This window comes from Pirellulales bacterium (genome assembly GCA_036499395.1).
GTDB lineage: Bacteria > Planctomycetota > Planctomycetia > Pirellulales > JACPPG01 > JACPPG01.
In genome coordinates this window covers 106,086-129,975 of the sequence record DASYDW010000134.1, presented here as the reverse complement: position 1 = coordinate 129,975, position 23,890 = coordinate 106,086, and the positions used below count along the sequence as shown (strand labels likewise).

Here is a 23,890-nt window from a genome sequence, read left to right as displayed (position 1 = left end):
CGACAGCTATCGATATGCCGTTCAATGCGACGGCACAATCAAGGAATTCAACGACCCCTACGCCCAGCAGTTGACGGGTTTCGCTCCGCCCGACGGCTTTGGTATCCCCGGCAACGACGACAAGCCACAATCGGTGATCGTCGATCAGGCTTTTGACTTTCCAGCATTCAACGTCCCTTCCTTCAACACCATCGTTATTTACGAGTTGCACATAGGCACCTTCAACAACGACTTTGCCGGCGCCATTGCCAAGCTCGACTATTTGCAGCAGCTCGGCATCAACGCCGTGGAGGTGATGCCAGTTACGCAGAACCCGCTCTTTTCGGACCACACACCCACCGACCATGATTGGGGTTACGACCCGGTACAACTTTTTGCGATCAAATCGAAATATGGAACACCCCACGATTTCAAGGAATTCGTAAAGCAATGCCACCTGCGACATATCGCTGTCATCGTCGACGTGGTCTACAACCACCTGGTAGGCAACAATCTGCTCAAGCGCTTCGGTGGCTTTTCGCTGGCCTCGATACCGAACGGCATTTATCTCTATGGCGGCGACCGCGTTGACACTGGCTTCGGGCCGCGTCCGGATTTCGGCCGCCCACAAGTGCGCCAGTACATTGCCGACAATGCATTGACATTGTTGCAAGACTATAACGTTGATGGCCTTCGCTTTGACGACACTCGCGATATCCGTACCTACGCCAAGGGAAATGGCCGGGAGAATAACGCCGAGGGCATCCAGCTGCTGCGCGAGATAAATGCGGCTTATCGCACCACCGCGCCTGAGAAGCTTTCGATCGCTGAAGATTTGCAGAGCTACGGCGAAATCGTCAACCGTACGGACGCCGATCCCACCGCGTTGGAATTCAATAGCCAGTGGGACGACACGTTGTTTTACAATGTTCGTCGGGCCATGGTTGCGGTCAATGACCAAGATCGGAATCTGCAAGACGTCACGCGTTCGCTGGAGCTGAAACTCAATAACGATGTCTTTAGCAGAGTGATTTATACTGAGAATCACGACAAGGTCGGCCATCCTGACGATTCGGACAAGCAGACCCGGCTGCCGGCGTTGATCGACGTCAATGACCCCGAAAGCGTCTTTGCCAAGCGACGTTCGACGCTCGCTGCCGGCATCTTGCTCACGGCCCCCGGCATACCCATGTTATTTCAGGGCCAGGAAATGCTCGACACGCGCGCTTTTGGGTTTAAGTCGCAGACGCCCGTAGATTTCGGCCGTGCGGAAAATCCGAAGTACCGCGGCATAGTGCAGCTTTATCGTGATCTCATCGCACTACGGCGCAACGTCGCCGGGAAGTCCCGCGGGCTTACCGGCCAGAACCTCAACGTGTTCCACGTTGACGACGGCAATAAGACGCTCGCTTATCACCGCTGGGAGAACGGCGATGCAGGCGATGACGTGGTCGTGGCGGCGAATTTATCGAACAATCGGCAGGCCGCATTGAATATCGGATTTCCCCGCGGTGGTTTGTGGCATGTCCGATTCAATAGCGGCGCGAAGGTTTATGATCCGAGCTTCGAGAACGGCGACAGCTTCGATACGCTTGCGAGCCCCGGCGGGAAGGATGGACTCGCTTTCAATGCTAATGTAGGTATTGGGCCCTATAGCATTGTCATCCTGTCTCAGTGATTCGGGATCTCCGCGAGGTGCGATCGCTTTTGGAATTCCGCGGCTGCGATATGCAACCCATGGACTAGCGTTCCTCCGCCATCGACAACCCGCGAATCCCAAAATACGCAGTCGCACGGCCGGATGCCGTACTCCGCCACAGACTGCCGTAGATTCAGGAGGCCAGCATTCCCGTTTCGCTGAGCGCCGGTCGAGCGGCCTTGGTAACCGAGGAGCTAGACATGTCGGGATGACCCTACATCAATTACCACTCACCACATGGTACGTTGCCGGTGGGTCCATTGCGGATCGCAAGCGTTGCCAATTGGATACACGGGAGCTCATGCTTCACAATAACCTGCTTTCCGTGATGTGCGGAGCGTCCGGCAAACAATCATGAGCGCGCGGCGATTGAGTCAACGTGTGTTCGCAGCCGCAGAGCAAGCAGGGACGATATGACTCCAACACTGACCAGCGCTCTCATAGACGGCTCGGGCAAATTCACGATGAATTCGCCCGTGTTATTCGACCATTGATGCCCGTCCATGTCGCCCAGGAAAAGCCGCGTGGCCCCCGCCGGCGCAATGATTTGCTGCACAAGCCCCAACGACGTCAGCCCGTCGCCAATATAAAATGGTTGCCGGAGTCCGGGCGAAAGAGTTAAGAAATCGCGTGCGGCCTGGCTGGCAAAATCAAGCGATGGTGGCGCCGAAAGTGAGTTGGGGGCACTGTTGTCCAGGAAGACACCGATCAGCGCATCGATTGGCGCTCGTAAATCGGCAATGCCATTTTCGGCGCCGGAATCCCGGCGCAAAATATCGTTAAGGTCCCCGTCTGGTCCATGCCCCGTCGGATCGTCGTCCCCATGCGATACAATGCCGCTGACCGAGAAGGTCAGAACATCGCCGCCAAAAATCATCAATCCGCTAACCGCTATGGGAGACTCCGCGGGTACGGTGTCAAATCCGTTGCCGCCCATCGTACCGTCGGGCGTCCCGGCCAGCCATGGATTCGCTTGACCGGGAACGATGATTGTAGTGGCAACACTTTGTGATGGCTGAACGGCCACTGCGATGACGGCGATGATCGGCATGATCGCCAGCCTCTTACGTCTTCCGATTCCAAAAAGCAAGATCAGCACGGACATGGCCGCCAGTACGAACGTCGCCGGTTCGGGAACGCTTGCAGTGCCGGTCATTTCCACTCGCAAACCGGTTGCCGAGCCGTCGAACGGCGGATTCGGCGTATTGGTGACCCAGAAATCAATCGTATTGATTCCCGGTAGGAAACCCTCGGAAATGCTAAAGGGTAGGTAGCCGGCGGCGAACTGATTTGTGTTTAAGGGCGGCGATGAATAGCCGCTACCGATCGGCACCCCGTTTAGGTCGATTTCGGCAACGTAGTTATCCGAACTCGTCATGCCCACAATCTGGGCCGTGGCCGGATCGAACCCGCTCAGGGTGAATGTCGTTCGGTACTCGTACTCGCCGTTTACGCCGTCGTTCAATGTCTGCTGGTTTGGCAAAATCCAAGTGGACAGATTGTCCTGCGGCTCGCCGCTGTAAAAAGAGAGAGGTTCCTTGCTGTAGTCGTCGAGCACGACAATCTGAGAGGTGCTTCCTTGCGGTGCCGATAGAAGCGAGTAGTGCGCGTCGCCGATCGTTCCATCGGGGAGTGGTTTTCCGTTATCGTCCACGCCGGTATTGAAAAGCGTGCTGATCGGCGCAGCTGCGGCCGACCCACCGTTAAATGCAAACGTCAGAACGATTGCGACGGCTGAACACGCGATCTTTGAATGGTAATATCGACGCGGATGCGAATCCGTAGCGCGCATGATAACCCCTTGTCATGGATGCCTGTGTATGAAGGTGACGACGCTTACGTGCGCGGGCCGCACATTGTCGCTGGATGCGCGCGAAGGGAACTGGTGTCCGCTTCGTTCGCCGCAATTGCCCGCAAGGTAGATATCGCAACCGGCACGAAACCCCGTGCGGCACGATCAAGAAGGCGGGCTTAGTTCATTAGCACCAAGTTTGGACGTTACCGGTCGGAAGGCGGACTGTAGAGTAAGCAAGCGTAAAAAAAGATAAAAGTCGTCTGAAAGGCGACAGCCGACAAGGTGTCAACCGACCGGATGACAAGGGCGGCCGTCGGCGAGTTCGTGTGACAAGGCCAGTACGCGCATGGCAAACTCCATGCGGTCATGCACAGAGGCGCGATTGAATATCCGCTGCACTTGCGTTTTAACCGTTCCTTCGCTGACGCCAAGGACCTGCGCGATCTGCAGGTTGCTGGCGCTTCGCAGCATCAGTCGCGTGATTTCGATCTGCCTTGGCGAAAGGCGCAGATGGCCGAAGATCATCCGCCAGCTTTCGCCAGCGAGAGGAAGCTCTGGCAAGAAATCGGCGTGATCGCCGAGCGCGCTGGCCGGATGCTTGGTCATGGCCGGGTTCCCGAAAAGTAAAGAGGGCGTCGAACCAAGGACGCCCACGGAACCCCCGGCAAGGGGCATGGGAAGCGCACCCTGGCCGACGCCCCTTTCGGGGCGCGGCACAAGGCACTGCTTTCCCAATAAACTTTGCCGGTTTTCCGTGGGGCAGCGTCTTGACGCTCGCGCGTCAATTCAAATTGTCACCATCGCATTGCGGCGACGGATTACGAGCCATTCTAGGTGATAAAGGCGTTCCTTCAAAGGTTGAGAAGCGAGCGCAGGGCGAGCACGGAATTTTACTGAACGAGCAAGAAAACAGCCGATTTCGGCCTGAGTTCCGCCCATTCTGCAGAATGAGCGCGATGCTCGACGCGACGCAGCGCAAAAGAAAAGCCGCAATCCGTGCGGCTTTGTGAAGCGTTTCCTGGCCGGTGCTATTGCAGCTTCGCCAAAGCCGCCAGTGCGTTTTGCGCTCGTTCTACAGAACCGAGGGAAGCAATGAACTTCTTCGCGTTCAATAGATCCTCGATGGAAATCGAGCCCGACTTCCCCTTGCCGCGGCCATTCCCGCCCATCGTTGCCTTGATGTTGCTCACCTGCGCCGATGAGACCTCGATTTTGGCGGCAGCCAAGTCGGCGATCACATCTTTCGGACGGGCGCCTGGACCGAGACGTTCAAACGTCTCCCTGATCTTGGCTGCTTTATTCACCTTCGTACGTGCCATGGTTCGTTTTCCCCCTGGTCAACGGTTAATAAAAACACAGTGCGTAAAGAATAGCTTAGATATCCTGAAACGCATACGACGCCCCTCGAAATGAGGGCCTATGTTACGTTGATAAGTTCCGGTAATGCGGCCACTACCGTTTGTGAATCGTGGCATGCTTCACAGGCGGCGTTGGTCTGACCATAAATCGTCAGAGGTGGTTGGCAATTCACCAGGCAGGATGCTTTTATCAAAAACTGTGTCGGCCGCGATCTCCTCGTCGTCGTAGTCAAAGCTCATGTTGCATTCATCGCAATGAATGACGTTGTAAAGATCGGTTCGAGTAAGTCCGATGGCGTCAGCCGGGATCTCAAGCTTCGCGTGGCAAAAGGGGCAAAGGATATAAAACATGAGGTTAAGTCTCCTACGATCTTTGAGCGATAAAGAGCCCGCTCGATGAGCGACCGGGCTCGACGCAATGGTTACGAATTGGGCTGCAGACCGTGCAGATAATCAACCGCTCGGCTGGCGTGCGACGCGGCCGAAAAGATTGCGCGTCGATCATCCTTAAACACTTTCAGCCAGTGCCCGATGTAAGCCGCGTGATCGTCCCGCACTTCGGGCGTGATCTGTAAATCGGCACAGAGAAACGCACTGCCGATCTCAGCGGTCAATTCTTCGACGGCGTAAGCTTCGTCGCCAAAACGTTTGTGGCCGAAATCGCGATTGAGTCGTGACGGATGCCGCGTGAAATGAACAAGCTCATGCAAGAGCGTGGCCGCCTGCGATTCGGCATCGCGGAAGGTTTCAAACGGCGGCATCTGGACGTAGTCGCCCGTGAGCGAGTAGTACGCCTGGTTTCCGCCGTAGCGAACATCCGCCTTGATGTTGGCGACAAATTGGTCAACCGCCGCGATACGTTCCAGCTTTTCCTTGGGCGGCTCGACGAGTTGGTAATAGTGTTTGGGCAAGCTCTCGCACTGATCCGCACAAAACACGGTGTAGGTCTTGAGAAACAGAATCTCCTCTTCGATCTGCTCGCCAGCGTCGTTCTCTTCCTTCTTTTTGAACGTCGAGGCGTAAACCACCTGCGAGCCATGCTCTCCCTTCTTCACGAAACCTCCAAGCTCCTGACATTGGCGATACGTGAGCCAAAATGGCGACACAAACCCGCTCGCCTCGGCCGTCATCCACAAAACGATCACGTTGATTCCCGAATAGGGTTGCCCGTTGAAGCGCAGTGGCCGCGAAATTCTCCCGGCCATGTGCTCGGCGGACCACGGCTTTCGCCAGGGCAGGGTCCCCTGCGAAAGCTGCTCAATGATGCAGTTGGTGATCGTGGTGTAAATGTCAGGACGTGCCGCCTTATCGGTGGTGGTAACCATGTGGAAAACTCCTCCCTTTGAAATGGAAAAAAAACCGGTGCATCAAAAGCACATGCTTTTGGGCAACGGGGGCGAAGGCCCAAAAACCAGGGGGAGCACGCTCAAGGACGGCGGCGAGGAGGGGCACCCGGTCTGCACAAGCAAGCGACCAGCGCCGCGCGGAAGATCGGGGAGGAGGCCGTGCCACCGCTCGGCCTGATCCTTGAACGTGCGGGGGAAATTCCCCGTCACAGCGCGAGCGCTTAAGAGATGCCTCCCGGCAGCGAAGCTGTCCACCAGAGGCTACTTAAAGCAGCCGACGCGCCCGCCGGGCGGAAGGGGGAGTCCCATAGGACCGTAGCGAAGCAGAGCGCGAGCACGCGTTGCCCTTTGGCAAGCTGGCACGCTCGACGACCACACGTAATCGCGAACGTTGAACGGCGATATTTTGTAAATGGGCGACGGCGAAGTTCAATGCGTGTAGTACCGTAAGAAATTCAGCGCGTACGTAGTCTCCTTCCGCTCATTGACGTAGGAGCTACAGCCATTTCCTGGGATCGCCGCCGTCTTGCTGTGTTGGCGGAAACTTTCCCCCGACCGGCGGCTGTTCGCGGAATAGGTCAGGTGTCGAATTGCCGTAATGTGCAAAATTGTTGCGGATTCTCTGTCCGCTTTTATGGTCTTGCGCATATGTAACATAGAGGGCAGCGCCAGACCCGGTCTTGGCTACCGGTGGTTAGCATCAAGAGACCGGCTCCAACATCCTGGACAGCCAGTGATTTACGCGAACAGCCGTAAATGCCGAAGCCGAGTTGAGGCTGCTGGCCCTCTTTCCAGCGGCTGAAACCTCTGCTCGGGTCCCTGTGTCGCGCCGTCGCTGCCGGTGGTTCCTTGAGGCATTCCACCGGGTAAGAGAAAATAATGGGGGGCGTTGTAAGGTTTCTGTTAGGGCAGTGTTTGTAAGATCGCGGTGCATTGACTTGGCAATTCACACAAAGTCTAATGCCGCGGTCGAACGGGCGCCTTACGGACTGATTAGTCCGATGCCCTGTCTGTTGTGATTCCATCGCGATGAACTACCGTGACACTTTAGCGACCTCAGGAGGCGGATGATGGGGCACGCTTGGTCGAAAATGGGGCGGCAAGGCAGGGCCAAGTCTGCACGTCGGGCGCGTGAGCGAGCGCGTGTTTCGGCGCAATTGTCTGTTGAGCCCTTGGAGTCTCGCTTGTTGTTAACTATGACACCGACTACCGTCGTCGGGCGAGACATTTTCTACAACAACAGCTACTACGACGGCAATGATGCGGCCGATGATGCGGCGATAGCGACGGACAAGCAGGCGCTACTTCCAGGTCAAACGGCGACGTTTGCCAACTACACAAGCTACAGCAAGGGCATCAACGGAATCATGGTGGATGTGGCCAACCTGGCCAATTCATCGTCCATCTCCGCGTCCGATTTTACGTTTTTTGTCGGCAACAATAGCGACCCCTCAACGTGGACACAGGGCCCCGCTCCCACCGATGTCGTCGTACGACCCGGCGCCGGTGTTAATGGATCGGATCGGATCGAGCTGACCTGGGGCGATGACGCCATTGCGAAGGAGTGGCTCCAGGTGACGGTACTGGCCGACGGCAACACCGGTTTGACCAGCCCCGACACGTTCTATTTCGGCAATGCGATCGGTGAGAGCGGCAACAGCGCCACCGACGCCACGGTGAACGCCACCGATAGCCTGGCTGCGCGTGGGCACGCGGCCGCCGGCCCTGTGTCGATCACCAACCAATGGGATTTTAACCGCGATGGTGTGGTCAACGCCGCGGATGTAACGGTTGCACAACAAAACGCCACGAGCGGCGCGACAGCATTGCAACTGATCAATGTCGCCGCGACAACGGTTCCTCCGAATGCGGACCTAGCGGTCACGGATGTGACGCCGCCGGTCGAGGGTTATTCGGGCCGATCCATTTCGGTCAGTTGGACGGTCGCCAACATTGGTACTAGTCCGACAACGGGAAGCTGGACCGACTCAGTCTATCTTGAGGTGGCGGGCAGCACGACTGACACGTTCTTGGGGCAATTGAGGCGGCCTGAGAACCTCTCGCCCGGAGCCAACTATACGCGGACGAACACCTATACGCTGCCGAACGGGATCAGTGGGCAATACGCCATCAAAGTGGTAACCAACTCCAATAACGGCACTGCCGAGGTTAATGCCGCCAACGACATTCTGGCCAGTTCGGCGTTTCCTCTCTACCTGTCTCCATACGCTGATCTGCAGGTTTCTTCGGTAACAGCGCCGCCAACTGCTACTGCCGGCCAAACCGCCACGTTCTCCTGGACCGTCGTCAACGCAGGTACAGGGGCTACTGACGTACCACAATGGACTGACAATCTCTATCTTTCCACAAGTCCCACGTCGTTGACCGGCGCAATATTGATTGGCAGCGCATCGAATCCGGACTATTTGGCATCGGGCGACACGTACAATCAGTCGCTGACGGTTACGGTGCCGAGTAACTTGACCGGTTCCTACTACGCCATCGTTGTCACGAATGCCAACCAAACGCAATATGAATACGTGTTTGGAAATAACGATACCGGAGCCAGCGTTGTACCGGTCAGCATCCAGGCGCCCGTGACGCCTGCCCAAGGCTTCTTACACGTCCAAAGCGTCTCCGTCTCTCCCGCACCCCCAAGCACAGTTTACGCCGGTTCGACGGTGAATGTTTCATGGACAGTAACGAACACCGGCAATGCCCCGATAACGCCCGGCGATGACGGTTATTGGGATGATGGTTTGGCCCTAAGTCCGACTCCTAACTGGGATGGCGTGGATGGATATTGGCTCGGAGGGCACCAAAACTCAGAGACACAACCCCTGCAGCCTGGAAATAGCTATACGTCGCAAAAAACGATTAGCATTCCTCAAGGAGTTACTCCCGGCACTTGGTACATAGTCGCGGTCCCCGACACTCACTACTGGACCGGTGGCACTGGCATTGGGGGAAGCACGACACCACGCGACCAGGGTTCGGCCGCGCTGAGTATTCAGATTCCGCCGTCTCCCGATCTACAGGTCTCTACGCAGCTGGTTACCGCGGACATCAAGACAGTCACGGCGGGCCAGCCGGTGAATGTGACGTGGACGGTCGTCAATGACGGATTCGCGGGAACATCCGCCGGCAGTTGGCAGGACGCCGTCTATTTGGTGTCAAATGGCTCGACGACGATATCAAGCGGCGCTCTCTTGCTGGGCACCGTTACGCACACTGGCGATCTCGATCCAACGGAGAGCTATACAACCACGACAGCGTTCAAAGTACCGGCTGGCGTGGCTCCGGGCAATTACAACATTCTAGTGTTCACCGATAGTTCCAACGTCGTCAAAGAATACTCGCCGACATACGATGCCGAGGCCAATAATGTCGGCCCCGCCTCAATAGGCACATCCGGAACGCTGCAGGTGCTCGCTGCTCCGCCGACATCACCCGATCTGCAAATCACCACTCTCACGGCTCCGACTACGGCACAGGCCGGACGGTCGATGAGCGTTAGTTGGGCGGTAAGCAATCAAGGGTCCGGCGCCACGCAGGGCAGTAGCTGGGCCGACACTGTTTACCTTTCCCCGACGCCGTCGACGCAATTGTCGAGCTCGGACATTTTGGTCGGCACGTTTGCTCACTCCGGAGCGTTGGGTGCGAACGCCAACTATACCAATACGCAGTCAGTAACGATCCCAACAAGCGTTAGTGGCTCGTATTATGTCGTCGTGTTCACTGACAGCAACAATGCGGTGCAGGAATCAGCTCCGGGTTACGACGCGGAAGCGAACAACATCTCGGTAGCATCGACAGCGACGTTGATCGCGGCCGCTACACCCCCACCGCCCCCGCCTCCACCACCGCCGGTTTCGGACCTAGATGTTACTTCGGTTGGGACTCCATCGTCGGCGACCGCTGGACAGTCTGTAAGTTTTTCTTGGACCGTACTCAACAACGGCCCGAATGCGACGACCGCGACTCAGTGGGCGGACCAAGTTGTGGTCTCGCAGGACGATAGCCTGGCGACAGCAGGCGACAACATCGTCGTCGGCTCGTTTACGCACTCGGGTGCTTTGGCAGTTGGTGCGAGCTACTCGAATAGTGCTTCCTTCGCTCTGCCCGACACATTCTCCGGCACGTACTACGTCTTCGTAACGACGAACGACGATAATGGAGTTTCGGAAGATCCAGGCGCCGTCAATACGGCGTCTGCCGCATTCAGCGTGACGCCGCTGCAGCCGGCCGATTTGCAAGTCGCGACGATTCAGGTCCCCTCCGGCGCAGAATCCGGCCAAAGCCCAACGGTCTCCTGGACGGTTACGAACACGGGCGCCGGCGCGACGCCAGCCGACGAGACGAACTGGACTGACACAGTCTACCTGGCAGCGCCCGGCGCGGCAGCCCCGGGAACGCTGGTTGGTTCGTTCATTCATCAAGGCGCCTTGCAGCCCGGCGATTCCTATAGCCAATCCGCGCAAATCTCGCTGGCGCCATTCGTTGCGGGCACGTATACGGTCATGGTTGTCACGGATACTGGCAATGCCGTGCTGGGTGATAGCGCAACCAACAATCACACAAGCATGAAGTCGTTTGTCGTTTCCCTCACGCCGCCGCCCGATTTGGCTGCCGGTGAAATCACGGCTCCCGGGACGGCCTTGGCCGGACAACCAATGACGATCGGTTGGCAGGTGACCAACATCGGCGCCGGAGCGACGCCGAACGCTGGTTGGAATGACTCGGTTTATCTGTCCCCCGATCAGTTTCTCGACCCAACTACAGCCGTCTACTTGGGAACGGTTTCACACACTGGGGCGCTCCCGGCCGGGGCCAGCTACACTGCTTCTCTGACGACGACATTGTCCGCGAATCTGAGTGGACCCTATTACGTATTCGTCGTCGCTGACAGCGGCAGGCAGGTTTTCGAGAACGGCGCCACAGCCAACGATACCGCGTTCTCCTCGACGGCGGTAACCGTCAGTTTCGCGCCCCAATCGGATCTTGTGCCAACCGCTATTACGGTTCCCGCGACGGGCCAGCCAGGGCAGCCTGCGTCGGCGCAGATTACTTGGACAGTCACCAACAACGGCGCCAATGCCGCGGTGGGCCAATGGTCTGACTCTGTGTACCTCTCGACCGATGGGGAGTTCGACGCCTCCAGCCTGTTGATCGCCACCGTGGTGCATACGGGCGACTTGGCGCCCGGGGCGTCCTATGTAGCTTCAACGAACGCGCCGCTCCCTGCCATAGCTCCGGGCAACTACCACTTGATCGTTCGCACGGACGTGCTGAACAACGTCCGCGAATCAGACGAAGACAATAATCAGCTCACGTCAACCGCTACAATCGGTATCGCGAATGTACCTGCCCTGCCCCTGGACACGCCTACAATCGGCACGATCGCCAGTGGTCAAAACGCCTATTACGCGATCGCTGTTCCGGCTGGTGAAAGCCTGACGATCTCGCTCAACAGCAACACGGCGAATTCTGCCCAGGTGTTGGTGCGATTTGGCGCCCTGCCAACTCCGCTCTTCTTCGACTCTGTATTAGGCGTTGAATCGAACAACCCGCAACAGCAGCAACTCTCCGTTCCGGCGACCCAGGCCGGAGTGTATTACGTGCTGGTGCAAGGAACCGGCGTCGCGGGAAGCGGCCAACAATACACCATCGAGGCCCACGCTGTAGGGTATGGCATCACCGGCGTTAGTCCCTCCTATGGCAGCACGGCCGGCAGCGCAACGGTCGTCATCACCGGCGCTCAGCTTAGCGGCCAAGATGAGGTTACTTTGCAAGGCCCGGGAGGAACTCGCGCTGCCAGCCAGCAATGGTGGATCAATTCGTCGACGATTTGGGCCACTTTCAATCTCGCCGGGTTGACTCCCGGCCAGTACGACGTGGTTTCAACTCAGGACGGTAGCGTCTCAACGCTCTCAGGCGCCTTCACGGTCAACCGCGGCTCCGCAGGCGCACTTCAAGTGCATGTTGTGCCGCCAGGCACCGTCCGTCCCGGCACCACGGGAACGGTAACTATCCAGTACACAAACGTCGGGAATACCGACATCCAGGCCCCGCTCTTGGAGGTGACTGCCACCAACGCGTTGCTGCAAGCTGTCGGCCAGTCTGGGTTCAGTAGCAATCCGGTCGAGGTACTGGGCATTAATAATACCGGGCCGGCCGGCATTCTGCCGCCAGGCGTGACTGGCCAAATTACGCTTGAGTACCAGGCGCCCAGCAGCCAGGGGAGTTTTCAGATCACAGCCACGCCGATCAGTCCCCCTCTGCCACAACTTCTTGCTTACGAGATTTTAGTCGATAGCAATCCGCAACCACCGATCGACTGGTCATTCCTGACAAGCGCTCGGCCTTCGACAATCACCGAGGCCGCCTGGACGGCGATCGTCAACAATTTCCTGGCCAACGTCGGCACTTCTTGGGCCAGCTACCAACTTGCGCTCGATTTGAACGCCACATACCTTAGTCAGCTTGGCGAAGCCACGGACGACGTCAATCAGCTCACCGCGTTCATCCTTGAGCAAGCGATGGGTGGCTTCACACCGCCAGTGCTTGCCACCAGCCAGGACCTGTCACTGCCAGGACCGGGATTGCAGCTTGGTGTGACGCGGCAATATCTTACCTCGATCGAAGACCGCTTTACGCTCGGCATGTTCGGCTATGGATGGTCGACTCAGTGGGACACATCGTTGGGCGTCGATAGCTCGGGCAACGTCACCATTCTGGCCGACGGGAACGTGCAATCGTTCACCAGGCAATCGAGCACCACTTTTGTCGCCCAGGCTGGGGACCCGAACACTCTCACTTTCGACCAAGGCCTGTACGTTCTCACCGCTCCGGATGGCACGACGAGCACTTACTCGTCCAGTGGCCAGCTCGTCAACGTCGACGACACCAATGGCAACACGATCACGGCCCTGTACACCGGAAACCTGCTCACCGAGTTAGTACATTCCGATGGCGACACGCTTTCCTTCACGTATAACGCCCAGGGACACGTTACAAAGGCCGTCGATTCGGCCGGCGACACCGCGACTTACACGTACGATTCGACCGGCGAGTACCTGATGTCGGTCACGACGCCGCAAGGCACAACGTCGTATACCTACAGCACGCCAATCCAGCTCGTTGTCCTCGGATCGGGCCCGGGCGGCAGCACCCCCGGCAGCTCCCTGGCATCGATTGCATTTCCGGACGGCACGCACGAGTACTTCACCTATGACGGTGAAGACCGGCTGTTTGCCACGTCCCAAGATGGCAATGCCAACGAGGTCACTTACACCTATGAACAGCCGGGGGAAGTTACCACGACCGATGCCGTGGGCGACGCCAGCCGCACGTTCTACGACGACCGCGGCCTGGTGGCCCGGACGCAGGACTCGCTGGGCAACATTACCAGCTACGCCTACGACCCAAGCACGCTGCTGGTCAGCCAAGTCACCGACCCGGCGAATCAGACGCAATCCTTCTTGTACGACAAGCTTGGCAACCTGTTGTCGAGCACCAACCAGCTCGGCAACACAACCCTATTCAGTTACGGCAATAATAGCCGGCTCACATCGATGACCGATGCCAACGGCAACCGGACGAGCTATTCGTACGATGCCGACGGCAACCTGCTTAGCACGACCTACGCCGATGCCTCGACTTCGACGAGCACGTTCGATCCGGAAGGGGACCCGCTCTCGTTTATCAATCAAGATGGCCAGGCGATCGCCTACACCTACAACAGCCGCGGCCAGCTTGCCACCGAATCGTTCCCCGATGGCTCGCAATATACCTACACCTACGACGCCTTCGGCGACCTGCTGACCGCCACCGACGCCACCGGCACGACTTCGTTCACCTACAATTCGGCCCACCAGTTGACCGAAGTGGACTACCCGGGCGGGTTGTTCCTCAAGTTCACGCTTGACGCTGGTGGCCGCCGCATCCAGATGGTCGATCAGACCGGCTTCACGACCAATTACAGCTACGACGCGGCTGGCCGCCTGGCGGGCCTGACCGATGGCGACGGCAATCCGATCGTCACCTACACGTACAACGCCGCCGACCAGCTCACATACAAGCTCAACGGCAACGGCACGTACACCACATACGACTACGATGCCGACGGCAACGTGCTGCACCTGGTCAATTACGCGCCCGATGGCTCAGTGAACAGCCGCTTCGACTACACCTACAACAATCTCGGCCTGGAAACGACGGAAGCCACGATCGACGGCACCTGGACCTATAGCTACGACTCGACCGGCCAGCTCATGCATGCTGTCTTTGCGTCAACGAACCCATCGATCGCCAACCAGGACCTGACCTACAACTACGACGCGGTAGGCAACCGCACGACAACAGTGACCAACGGCGTGACGATGGTCTACACGACCAACAACATGAACGAGTACACCAGCGTCGGCGGCGTGGCATACACATATGACAAGGATGGGAACCTGCTGTCCGACGGTTCGAATTCGTACAGTTACAACGCGCTCAATCAGTTGACCGGGATTGTCAACGCGCAAGGTGTGACGAGTTACACGTTCAATGCACTTGGCCAGCGAGTGGCATCTACATTCAATGGAGTTACGACGACATATCTCGTCGACCCATCAGGAACTCCGGATGTCGTCGCCGCATACGACCAACAAGGCTCCGCGACTTCGCGCTATATTTTCGGCGCCGGACTAACTAGCGAACTGACCCCCACGGGCACTCTCTACTTGGAGTACGACAACTCCGGATCAACTGTCGGGCTCACAGGTGGTCCCGGAGTACCGATTACAACGTATGCGTATTCACCCTTCGGAACCCAAATTGGAAGCGGAGGTGGGGTCAGCGCGTCCAATCCGTTTACCTTCCAAGGAGAATCGGGAATTACGACTGACGACTCTGGCCAATTAGAGACCGCAGTGGGAGGCTACAACGCGAGTCTTGGGGGATTTACGTCGAGTATGCCGGTGCCGACGACCACGGCTGGCAGCCAAGGCCCGGCCCCATCAATCTGGGAGCAAATGAGCTCTGTGCTGGGGACGTTAAAGAATGGCGTCGACGATGTGAATAAATTTGTAGATAGTCCATTCCTGGATGATTTATCGGACACGCTCGACAAGGCGCAGACGATTGCAGAGATCCCGCTCAAAGTCGACGAATTGGGGAATGACATTAACAGCGGCAATTACCTGCGGGCTGGGCTTGACGACGGAGCCTTTTTTAGTATTACGATCGGCCTCTTTACAGCGGAAGGCTATTTTGGACTCGCGGGCACCATTTTCGAAGCAGATAAGTGGATTTATGATCATCCGGATCAAATTACGTCTTGGGGCATCACAGCCCTCGACGTTTTGGATTACTTCGGATATGACGGCGTTCAGAATGCTTTGTTAGAGGCCGGTGACTATATAAATAGTCTGTCCGATTTTCTTGGTAGCCTATTCGGTGGCGACACAGGCGACGGAAACTGCGTCGTTCCGCGCGACCCCAATGAAAAGATCGGCCCAATCGGCACCGGCTTGTCGGCATTCGTCGTTGTCAACCAGGCCTTGCCCTATGAGATCGATTTCGAGAATCAACCGTCGGCCACTGCGCCTGCGCAGGTGGTGACTGTCACCGATCAACTTAGCAGTAGCCTCGATTGGCGCACTTTCCAGCTTGGCACGATTTCATTCGGCGCTTACACCGTGCAGGTTCCCGCCGGGCGGTCGTTTTATAGCACGGTACTACAACTCGGCCCGGCCCAGGATAATTTGGTCGTGGATATCGATGCCGGCATCGATCCGACAACGGGAATCGTGCATTGGACGTTTGCCACGATCGATCCCGCGACCAACCAGCATCCGGTCAGTCCGCTCGAAGGTTTTTTGCCCCCTGACGATCCGGCCGGTGACGGCGAAGGACGCCTGACCTACTCGGTTAAACCTTTAGCCGTTGACTCGTCGGGCACGGTGATCAGCAATCAGGCGACGATCACGTTCGACACGCAGCCGCCGATTGACACCAACACCGTCGCCAACACGCTCGACGCGACTCCTCCCACGAGCAGCGTGGTCCCGCTGCCGGCGACCAGTTCGCCGAGCTTCTTGGTCAGTTGGTCGGGCCAGGATGACGCGGGCGGATCGGGCCTGGCCGATTACGACGTCTATGTATCGATCAACGGCCAGCCCTATGCGATCTGGCAGCAGGCGACGACGCAGACCAGCGCCACCTTCACCGGCCAAGCCGGCCAAACCTATAGCTTCTACAGCGTCGCGCTCGACAATGCCGGCAACGTCGAAGCTACGCCGGCTGTGGCCGAGGCAACGACGACGATTCCCGCCGCCACGATCCTGGGCCGGTACGTTTTCTATAACGACAGCTACTACGACGGTAACGACCCCACGGCCAACGCCAGCGACGACGGCGCGATTGCCATAGACAAACAAGCCCTGCTGCCCGGCCAAACGGCCACCTTCGCAAACTACACAAGCTACTCGAAGGGCATCAATGGCATCATGATCGATGTCTCGAACCTGGAGAACGCCGACGCGCTGTCGGCCGCCGACTTCACGTTCAAATTGGGCAACAGCAACGATCCGTCGACCTGGACGACCGCACCCGCGCCAACAGCCGTGATCTTGCGCCAAGGGGCCGGTGCGAATGGTTCGGACCGGATCGAACTGGTCTGGGCCGACGGGGCGATCAAAGACGAGTGGCTGCAGGTGACCATGTTGGCCAATGCCAACACGGGCCTGGCTAGGCCGGACGTTTTCTATTTCGGGAATGCTGTCGGCGATAGTGGGAACAGCGCCACCGACGCGGCGGTGAATGCTGGCGACAGCCTGGGCGCGCGCAGCCACGCGGCGGCCGGTCCAGTGCCGATCACGGATCAATGGGATTACAATCGAGACGGTGCCGTGAACGGCGCAGACGTGACAATTGCGCAACAGAACGGCACGAGCGGCACGGCGGCATTGCAATTGATTTCGACGACGGCTGGAGCCTCCTCGGCGATCGTCGCGTTGCACGATGCGGCGTTGGCAGAAGCGGTCTTAGCTCCGGAAGAGCCTGTGCCTCCAGAAACACTAGTCGAGGCATCAGCGTCAACATTAGCGTTGACGGAAAGCGCCAGTCCAGTGCGCGTCTTGTTGCCGGCGGCTCCGAAGGCAATTTCGCTGTCGCCAGAACTCATTGCTGCAACTGCCGCTGCCAATCCGGTCGCGCCGCCCATTGGTCCCTCGGGCAATCAAGTTGTTTCAGGATCACCACTTGTGACCGGATCGGCAAGCCAGCCTGTGGCCGCAACGGTGAAACAGGCTGCCACCAGACCAACGGTTCGGCCGGAGTATACCGATGCTGCGCTCAACGAGCTAAACGACGAGATTTTGGCGCCGTCACAGAACTTCGATGGGCCTATCAAGAGAATTGGGATTTTTCTCTAAAATTGATTGACGCACCCCCGGACGGCAAGTAAAAGAGGGGTCATCGGACACCGCCCATATCTGGGTGGTCGTATTTTTGGGACTGCCAATGTAGATGGGCGACATGTCGCCAAGACAAGCTGCTGGGCACCGATAGGTATCTTGAGCCGCGCAGTCCCTCTTCCCGTCCTTCTTGGCTACTAAGCCCTCTTGGTGACATTAGTTGCCTGAGCGCGATGGGATGGCTTGTTCGCGAACGCCCCCGACCCGCTCTAAGCGGTGCCTTACCCGTATTGCCGACCGGTTGCCTCTCTGGGCATGGCGTTCGTCTGCGTGGCAACTCGTGACCTTTTCGATCAATCTTCCTCAAACTTTAGCTGGGCAACACGATGAAATCACTGATCTGGGGCATCTTTGCCGTTTTGCTGTTCTTTGCGTTCGATGTTCATGCAACTCCGATCGTGAACGTGGGCACCTACTCGGCGCCCCAGAATACTCTACAAACGATCTCGATTAACGTCAGCGACAGTGTCGCCGCGTCGCTCGAAGATATTGAGGGAATGACGTTCACGTTGCAGATCGCGTCCGGAACTGGCATAACACCGTCGATACACTCGATTGATCTCACGACGGGCACAATTTGGTCGGGAGATGTTTCGCCTGGGAACATCAGCGTTTCGGCTGGCGCCACGAGCCAGTTCGAATCGATCTCGCTCCTCACCGACAACGCGGGCGAATTCGTGGATCCCAATGGACTGCTTGCGACCGCCGTCGTCGATACGACCGGCGCCACCCCAGGGCCGTATCTGCTTTTCTTAGTCGGAACTAAGGACGCCGGCAGCGATAGCCAGCTTCTTAATGGCGTCGGCGATCCGGTATCCGCTACGTTCGCCAGCGGCACGCTCAATGTGCTCTCGGTTCCGGAGCCGGGTGGCATTGGGCTGATTTCGGGCGGTATCGCCGTGCTTCTTATTTTGCGGCGCAACAGACTACGTCGGTGAGCATTCTTAAGATTTCAGCCAACTTTCCTTCGGTGGATTGATCCAACCGTCAGCTATTGCTCGCTGGCCTTAGTGGCGTTGGACCAGGATCGCATCAAGCCATTTTTGACGGCCGAATATAGTAGAACGAAAGTTCTTAGGCGCAGTTGTTGTAATCACAATTGCGTTCGGTAGCAGTGGAAAGAGATTGAAGAATTTCGTCCAGCTAGTTTGTGCGGGATAACGACGAGCAAGCGATCACAACAACTGCAAGAATCCAGAGTTCGGCACTGATTCTGCCGAGGAGGCAAAAACACCAACGAGCGTTGGCTGCCGAATATTGTGAACGATCGTTTTGAATTGAGCCACTAGCCCTTAATCAAGCGAGCGCAGATGGTTTCTTGGGTTTCGCGGAGCCAGCCGTTCGAGGCGCAGGGTGAAGGCTTGGGCGCTTTCGCGGCCAGTCATGTTCGCTCGGGTTGTTGGTCTGAGCATGTCACTTTCTGCGGTTAGGGGCGACGACGGCGGATCGGAGCATCCGAATTCCGATTTCAGTTCGGGTGTGCCGACGACGGCTGCACGCCGCCGGTACGATCACGGCTTTAACACCGCAACGGCCGCCATAGTTGGTCAACCAGGCAGAAGAACACGTCGAGCCAACGGTTCCAGCCCAACAATCGGTACACGATCCGCCGCGAGGTGCGGACGATCTGGCACGGCAACCGGACGAAGGCGTTCACAAACGTCTTGAACTCCATCCGCAACACGGTGCGCTTCGCATCCCGATCTTGCTCACCGGCAGCGCCCGATCGCTCGCTCAGCGACAGTGCCAGCCAGGCTTTTAGGTTCCAGGCCAGGCTGGTCATCGCCATCCAGGCCCCGTTGCTCACCAGGTCGTCGACCGGTGCGTGGAGGGCTCGCACCCCACCCTTGAACTGCGCATGCAGGTTCTCCTGATGGCAGCGGTCGTTGGCCGAGAAGACGATTTCTGCCGGAGTGCTCTCTCGATCGTTGGTGATGTAGAAGAAGTAACGGTAGTCGTCGAACAGTTGTCCTTGCTCGTCGCGCACCCGCAAGTTCTTGCGCAGCGCGACCAGGCGGTACGCTTTTTTACAGGTCGTCGGGCGGTAATCAAACTCGGCCACCTCTTCGCTCTCCAGCCGAATGTTCTTGAATCCGCGCTCGTGGACGATTCGCTCCTTGATGTTCTCCGGCCGGGCGCGGGGCTGCGTTTTCACTTGGTACCGCACCGGTCGATCCAGTAGTTTCCAGGCGTTTTCCGGCAGATCGTCGGCCAGCGTTAGCAAGTTCCCCAGGCAATCGATGCCAAAGATGAAGCGCACTTGCTGGTCGTCGTCCCAGCGATCGAGGTGCTTGCTCTGCGTGAAGTCGGTGTCGCCCCGTAACAAGACGCGGCGAAAGCCGCCGTCGCAACAGACCGCCAGCGCACGATCGATCTCCTCGGCCACCCCCTCGTGGCTGGGACGATTCCCTGAACGGTTCACGATCGATAACACCTCGCCCGTGTTGGCCAGCGACACCACCAGCACGTGCCATCGCACAGCGCCTTGTAGGCCAGGTTCAACACGTGGTCGCTCTCGTGATACGGCAGGTGGATCTTTAACAGGTGCAAGCGGCGGTCGATCGCTTCGGCCAAACCGAGTTGGCGGACCAACAGCACGATCGTGCCCAGGCCGCCATAGCTCATGCCGCGCATCCGCTCGGCCAAGTCGAAGCAAATGTTGCCACTGGTCAGCACCGGCCGCGAGCAATCACCCACCTTCGACTTGTCCAACCGTCGCTCGATCCTTCGCTGGGCAGCCCGCAGTTGACGTTGTATCTTGGCCTTCACTCGAAATCCCTCCTTGGTGCGTGGGTTGATGGGTTTGATCAGTCATCAAACCTCACAAATCACCGAAGGATTTCGAGTTTTTTTTTGTGCCCGCCCAGAGCAACGCGCTCAGAGTACGCTTGATTAAGGACTAGCGATCATCAGGAATTGACCTACGTGGGTCAGGTGTGGTGATCATTAACAAATATATGAGGTAACCCGGCGATTTACCATTTCTTAAGAGTCTTTCGCTACAATAAATTCCATGGAAGCTGACAACTTAAACCCCGCAAGGCCATGGTATCTTACCCTTTTATCATTAGGGCTTCTGATATTCGGTGCATTATGCGGGCTTGCCCTAATTGTTCACCCCCAGCATAAACCTCAAGCTTACTTCCTTTCTGGCATCATAATAGTCAGCGCACTTATGATATTCCGGGGCGGCTCTTGGGGACCAAGGTTAGCTGTAGCTGCATTTATTTCCAACATTCATGCTTGGTGGTATGTAGCAATAGGCGTTCTGGTGTTTATTATCACTAGTCTTCCAGGAGCAAGAATCTATCTTTCTGCCAATCCGGTACAGGCTCAAAAAGATTATAGTCAGGTGCGCCCAATATTCTACTACGTACTTTGGGGTGTGATATTACTACTATTGTCGCCGGTGATTTACGTGGTTTGCGTATTAATATTAGGCAAACTCTCAGGCCACATTTAAGCCCGGCGGCGCAATCGCACGAGACGCCGCGGTTTGTGAGTCCTCGTTGAATTTCTTGGCCACCGATAGCAATTATTGGTGAGCTATTTCTGAATGGCTCACTCGCCCAGGTTGCGTCGCCGATGATAATTGCCCGCCGTCGGGGGTGGGGCGTGCCGCGGCGGTCGATTGCGTCACGTATCCGAGCTGCAGTTGGGCGGTCCAACAGTTCGGCAACACAGGTGTCTGCGGTCACAATCACGATTGTCTCACGCGTTACTAGCGACTTGGTTTTCCATGAACCATCGAGGGCAGCTAGATCGGTGTCGTATCGAGGGTTAACGAGTGACACCACTTCTTGCGATTGCGAGTCAGAGGGATGGTATTGAACTGTTCTGAAAGAAAAAGTGCCATTTAGGACGAACGGTTATAGTGCGACGCAATTGTACTCGAAGCGTTCGCAGCACATAAAGGGACTTATCAGCGGCCAGTGGAAACAGACCCGCTGCATGGCGCGATCGATTCTCCTTGACTGACCTGGGCAACTGTGGCACGGTTGCTAGAGGAAACCAGTTGAGGAGAGTTGGGGCATGGAGCATCGAATCTTCCACGTGCGCGTCTCGGATGGCAGGCGCGTGGTATTGCCGGCCGAGGCGTGCCGGGAATTGAAGATCGACATCGGCGACACGCTGATCGTCGACGTGGCCGACAAGAAAGTCGAACTGCATTCGTTCGATACGACGCTCGCTGAGTTCCGCGCGCTGTTGGCAACGAAAGTACCCAAGGGGACAAGCCTGGTCGAAGAGCTGCTCGCTGAACGGCGGGCTGAGGCAACGCGTGAGTGAGTTTGTCGCCGACGCGTCAGCCGTTCTGGCCTTTGCGCGTGGCGAGCCCGGCGAAAAACGCGTGGCCAAGGTGCGTGGCGATTGCCTGGTCGTGTCGCTGAACCTGCTGGAAGCGTTTTCCAAGCTCGTGCGGTACGAGATGCCGGCCGACCAGGTACAGGGTTTTTTGCGCGAAGCGTTTCCACGGGTGGAAGCGGTCGACCGGCGATTGGCGGAAACGGCCGCTGTACTCCATGCGACGACCAGGACGCTGGGCCTCTCGTATGCTGACTGCGTCTGCTTGGCCTTCGGAGCGGCGCGGGGGGCAACCATCCTGACGGCTGATCGGCGTTGGAAAGAGGTGCGGCTTGACGTAAGCGTGGAGTTGATTCGATGACTCTGGCTCAAGACGGTTTCCCGCACAGGTCACACGGCGCAACCAGCGCCGACAGGCATCTATATAGTGATAATCGGGCTGTCTATGCGGTATAATGGTCAGCAGGCGATTACAACAACCGAAAGAAAGCAGAACCCAGCGTTGATTCTGCCCACGCTTGTCGGCGAGGCGGGAGCCGCCGCCGGCTTCGCCTGGGAAGAATTCTTTCTCGGCCGGCTTCGCAACGGCTACACACGGCGCGCCTATTTGCATGCCGTGCGGCATTTCCTCCACTGGGCGGAACAATATCAGGTCGACTTGAATCGCATCACGCCCGGGCTGATGGGCCAGTATTTCGACGAACTGACGATCACGACTCCCAGTAAGAAAGTCTACCTATCGGGCATCCGAGCCTTCTTTGATGTGCTGGTGGAACGCCACGTCGTAGTTCTCAATCCTGCCCGTTCGGTGCGCACCGAACGCTTTTCGGCGATCGAAGGGCGCACCCCGGAGATCACCGTCGCCCAGGCTCGCAACCTAATGGCATCGATCAAGATCAAGTCGGTCGTCGACCTGCGAGACAGGGCGCTGATCGCCACCCTCATCTACACGGCCGCCCGTGCCGGCGCCGTGGCCAAGCTGCGCGCGAAGGATTTCGTGAATGAAGGGACGCAGTTCGTCTTGAAATTTTCGGAGAAAGGGGGCAAGGCCCGGACGATTCCGGTCCGTGCCGACTTGCAGGCATTTTTACAGGAGTATATTCATGTTGCGCAAGCGGAAACCGGGCCGAGCGACTTGCCGCTGTTCCGTACCGTCGATGGACGCAAGCCGGAACTCTCAACACGAGCGATGAACGGCGTCGATATTTGTCGGATGGTCAAGCGACGGCTCCAGGCCGCCGGATTGCCGACAATCATTTCGCCGCACTCGTTCCGTGCCTGCGCGGCGACGGATTTGCTCCTCCAAGGCGTGGCGCTAGAAGATGTCCAATACTTATTGGGGCACTCCGATAGCCGCGTGACGAAACTATATGATCGCAGGCAAAAGCAGGTAACTCGCAACATCGTGGAGAGGATTTCGGTGTAGCCACTTCGTTAACGCGTTCGCCCTCGCTTGGCTTGCGCGGCAAGGAGTAGCTGGCTTGGCACGTGGCGGCGGAGCTGCTCCGCTTGTTCGTGATCGCCCCACTGCAGGAAGCCGGCCGTGGCCGGGTATTTTCCTGTCTGACAGCCCACAGTCTGGCTGATCGCTTGATCGAGTGAAGCCGGCAGATCGCGAAAGCGGCCGCCGTAGGGCGCGGTAGCTTCCCAAATCTCTTGAAAGCATCCTGCCCGAAAGGTGCGACTGGGCACGGCTCCGCATTCATTGAGAACTTGGCGCGTCGCCTCGTTCGTGGCCTGAACGAAGCAGAGCAAATCGACCGTGCGTCCCTGATGCCATTGGCGCAAACGCTGATACACTGGTTCGTAAAATGTGGCCGCCATGCTGGCCAGGCAGGGATCGATCGGTGTCTTCTTCACGGTGAACGGTCGCGCTCCTTTCCCTGCCGGCTTAGCAGAACCACCCGAGAAGTACAGTATTTTCCTCGACCGTTACACTTCGCTCC

General features: G+C 57.6%; 13 protein-coding genes and 1 pseudogene. 7 read left to right on the top strand and 7 right to left on the bottom strand.

The window, feature by feature from the left end; all coding sequences use genetic code 11:
• Positions 1-133: 133 nt before the first annotated feature.
• Positions 134-1,657: an alpha-amylase family glycosyl hydrolase gene (locus VGN12_28030; protein HEY4313331.1), complete on the top strand. Its 1,524-nt coding sequence runs from the start codon at positions 134-136 to the stop codon at positions 1,655-1,657.
• Positions 1,658-2,030: 373 nt separating this feature from the next.
• Here the strand turns inward: VGN12_28030 and VGN12_28025 are convergent, their stop codons facing one another.
• The 5 genes from VGN12_28025 to VGN12_28005 form a co-directional block, all read right to left on the bottom strand.
• On the bottom strand, positions 2,031-3,470 hold the full coding sequence (locus tag VGN12_28025) for a PEP-CTERM sorting domain-containing protein (GenBank protein ID HEY4313330.1): 1,440 nt from the start codon (positions 3,468-3,470) through the stop codon (positions 2,031-2,033).
• Positions 3,471-3,758: 288 nt separating this feature from the next.
• The gene (locus VGN12_28020; GenBank protein HEY4313329.1) at positions 3,759-4,079 is read right to left on the bottom strand and encodes a LuxR C-terminal-related transcriptional regulator; all 321 of its coding nucleotides are present in this window, start codon (positions 4,077-4,079) and stop codon (positions 3,759-3,761) included.
• Between the two features lie 422 nt (positions 4,080-4,501).
• On the bottom strand, positions 4,502-4,792 hold the full coding sequence (locus VGN12_28015) for a hypothetical protein (GenBank protein ID HEY4313328.1): 291 nt from the start codon (positions 4,790-4,792) through the stop codon (positions 4,502-4,504).
• Between the two features lie 159 nt (positions 4,793-4,951).
• Entirely contained in the window at positions 4,952-5,182 is a 231-nt protein-coding gene (locus tag VGN12_28010) for a hypothetical protein (protein ID HEY4313327.1), read from the bottom strand.
• A gap of 71 nt (positions 5,183-5,253) precedes the next feature.
• A complete protein-coding gene (locus VGN12_28005) occupies positions 5,254-6,156 on the bottom strand; it encodes a zincin-like metallopeptidase domain-containing protein (protein ID HEY4313326.1) in 903 nt (300 codons plus the stop codon).
• 1,217 nt (positions 6,157-7,373) lie between these two features.
• Here VGN12_28005 and VGN12_28000 point away from each other — a divergent pair.
• Both VGN12_28000 and VGN12_27995 read left to right on the top strand, forming a co-directional pair.
• Entirely contained in the window at positions 7,374-17,600 is a 10,227-nt protein-coding gene (locus VGN12_28000; GenBank protein HEY4313325.1) for a CARDB domain-containing protein, read from the top strand.
• A 368-nt stretch (positions 17,601-17,968) separates the two neighbouring features.
• A complete protein-coding gene (locus VGN12_27995; GenBank protein ID HEY4313324.1) occupies positions 17,969-18,580 on the top strand; it encodes a PEP-CTERM sorting domain-containing protein in 612 nt (203 codons plus the stop codon).
• Between the two features lie 581 nt (positions 18,581-19,161).
• Here VGN12_27995 and VGN12_27990 read toward each other — a convergent pair.
• Positions 19,162-20,441, bottom strand: a pseudogene (locus VGN12_27990) (transposase).
• 214 nt (positions 20,442-20,655) lie between these two features.
• Between VGN12_27990 and VGN12_27985 the strand changes: the two are divergent.
• The 4 genes from VGN12_27985 to VGN12_27970 all read left to right on the top strand — a co-directional run bounded on the left by VGN12_27985 (position 20,656) and on the right by VGN12_27970 (position 23,370).
• On the top strand, positions 20,656-21,105 hold the full coding sequence (locus VGN12_27985) for a hypothetical protein (protein ID HEY4313323.1): 450 nt from the start codon (positions 20,656-20,658) through the stop codon (positions 21,103-21,105).
• 569 nt (positions 21,106-21,674) lie between these two features.
• Positions 21,675-21,929, top strand: coding sequence for an AbrB/MazE/SpoVT family DNA-binding domain-containing protein (locus tag VGN12_27980; protein ID HEY4313322.1), 255 nt, complete (start codon positions 21,675-21,677; stop codon positions 21,927-21,929).
• Entirely contained in the window at positions 21,922-22,305 is a 384-nt protein-coding gene (locus VGN12_27975; protein HEY4313321.1) for a PIN domain-containing protein, read from the top strand. The genes VGN12_27980 and VGN12_27975 overlap by 8 nt, the downstream gene beginning before the upstream one ends.
• Before the next feature lie 84 nt (positions 22,306-22,389).
• On the top strand, positions 22,390-23,370 hold the full coding sequence (locus VGN12_27970; protein ID HEY4313320.1) for a tyrosine-type recombinase/integrase: 981 nt from the start codon (positions 22,390-22,392) through the stop codon (positions 23,368-23,370).
• An 8-nt stretch (positions 23,371-23,378) separates the two neighbouring features.
• On the opposite strand, the gene VGN12_27965 is transcribed toward VGN12_27970, so the two are convergent.
• Positions 23,379-23,804, bottom strand: a complete 426-nt coding sequence (locus VGN12_27965; protein HEY4313319.1) for a hypothetical protein — start codon at positions 23,802-23,804, stop codon at positions 23,379-23,381.
• Positions 23,805-23,890: the final 86 nt, after the last annotated feature.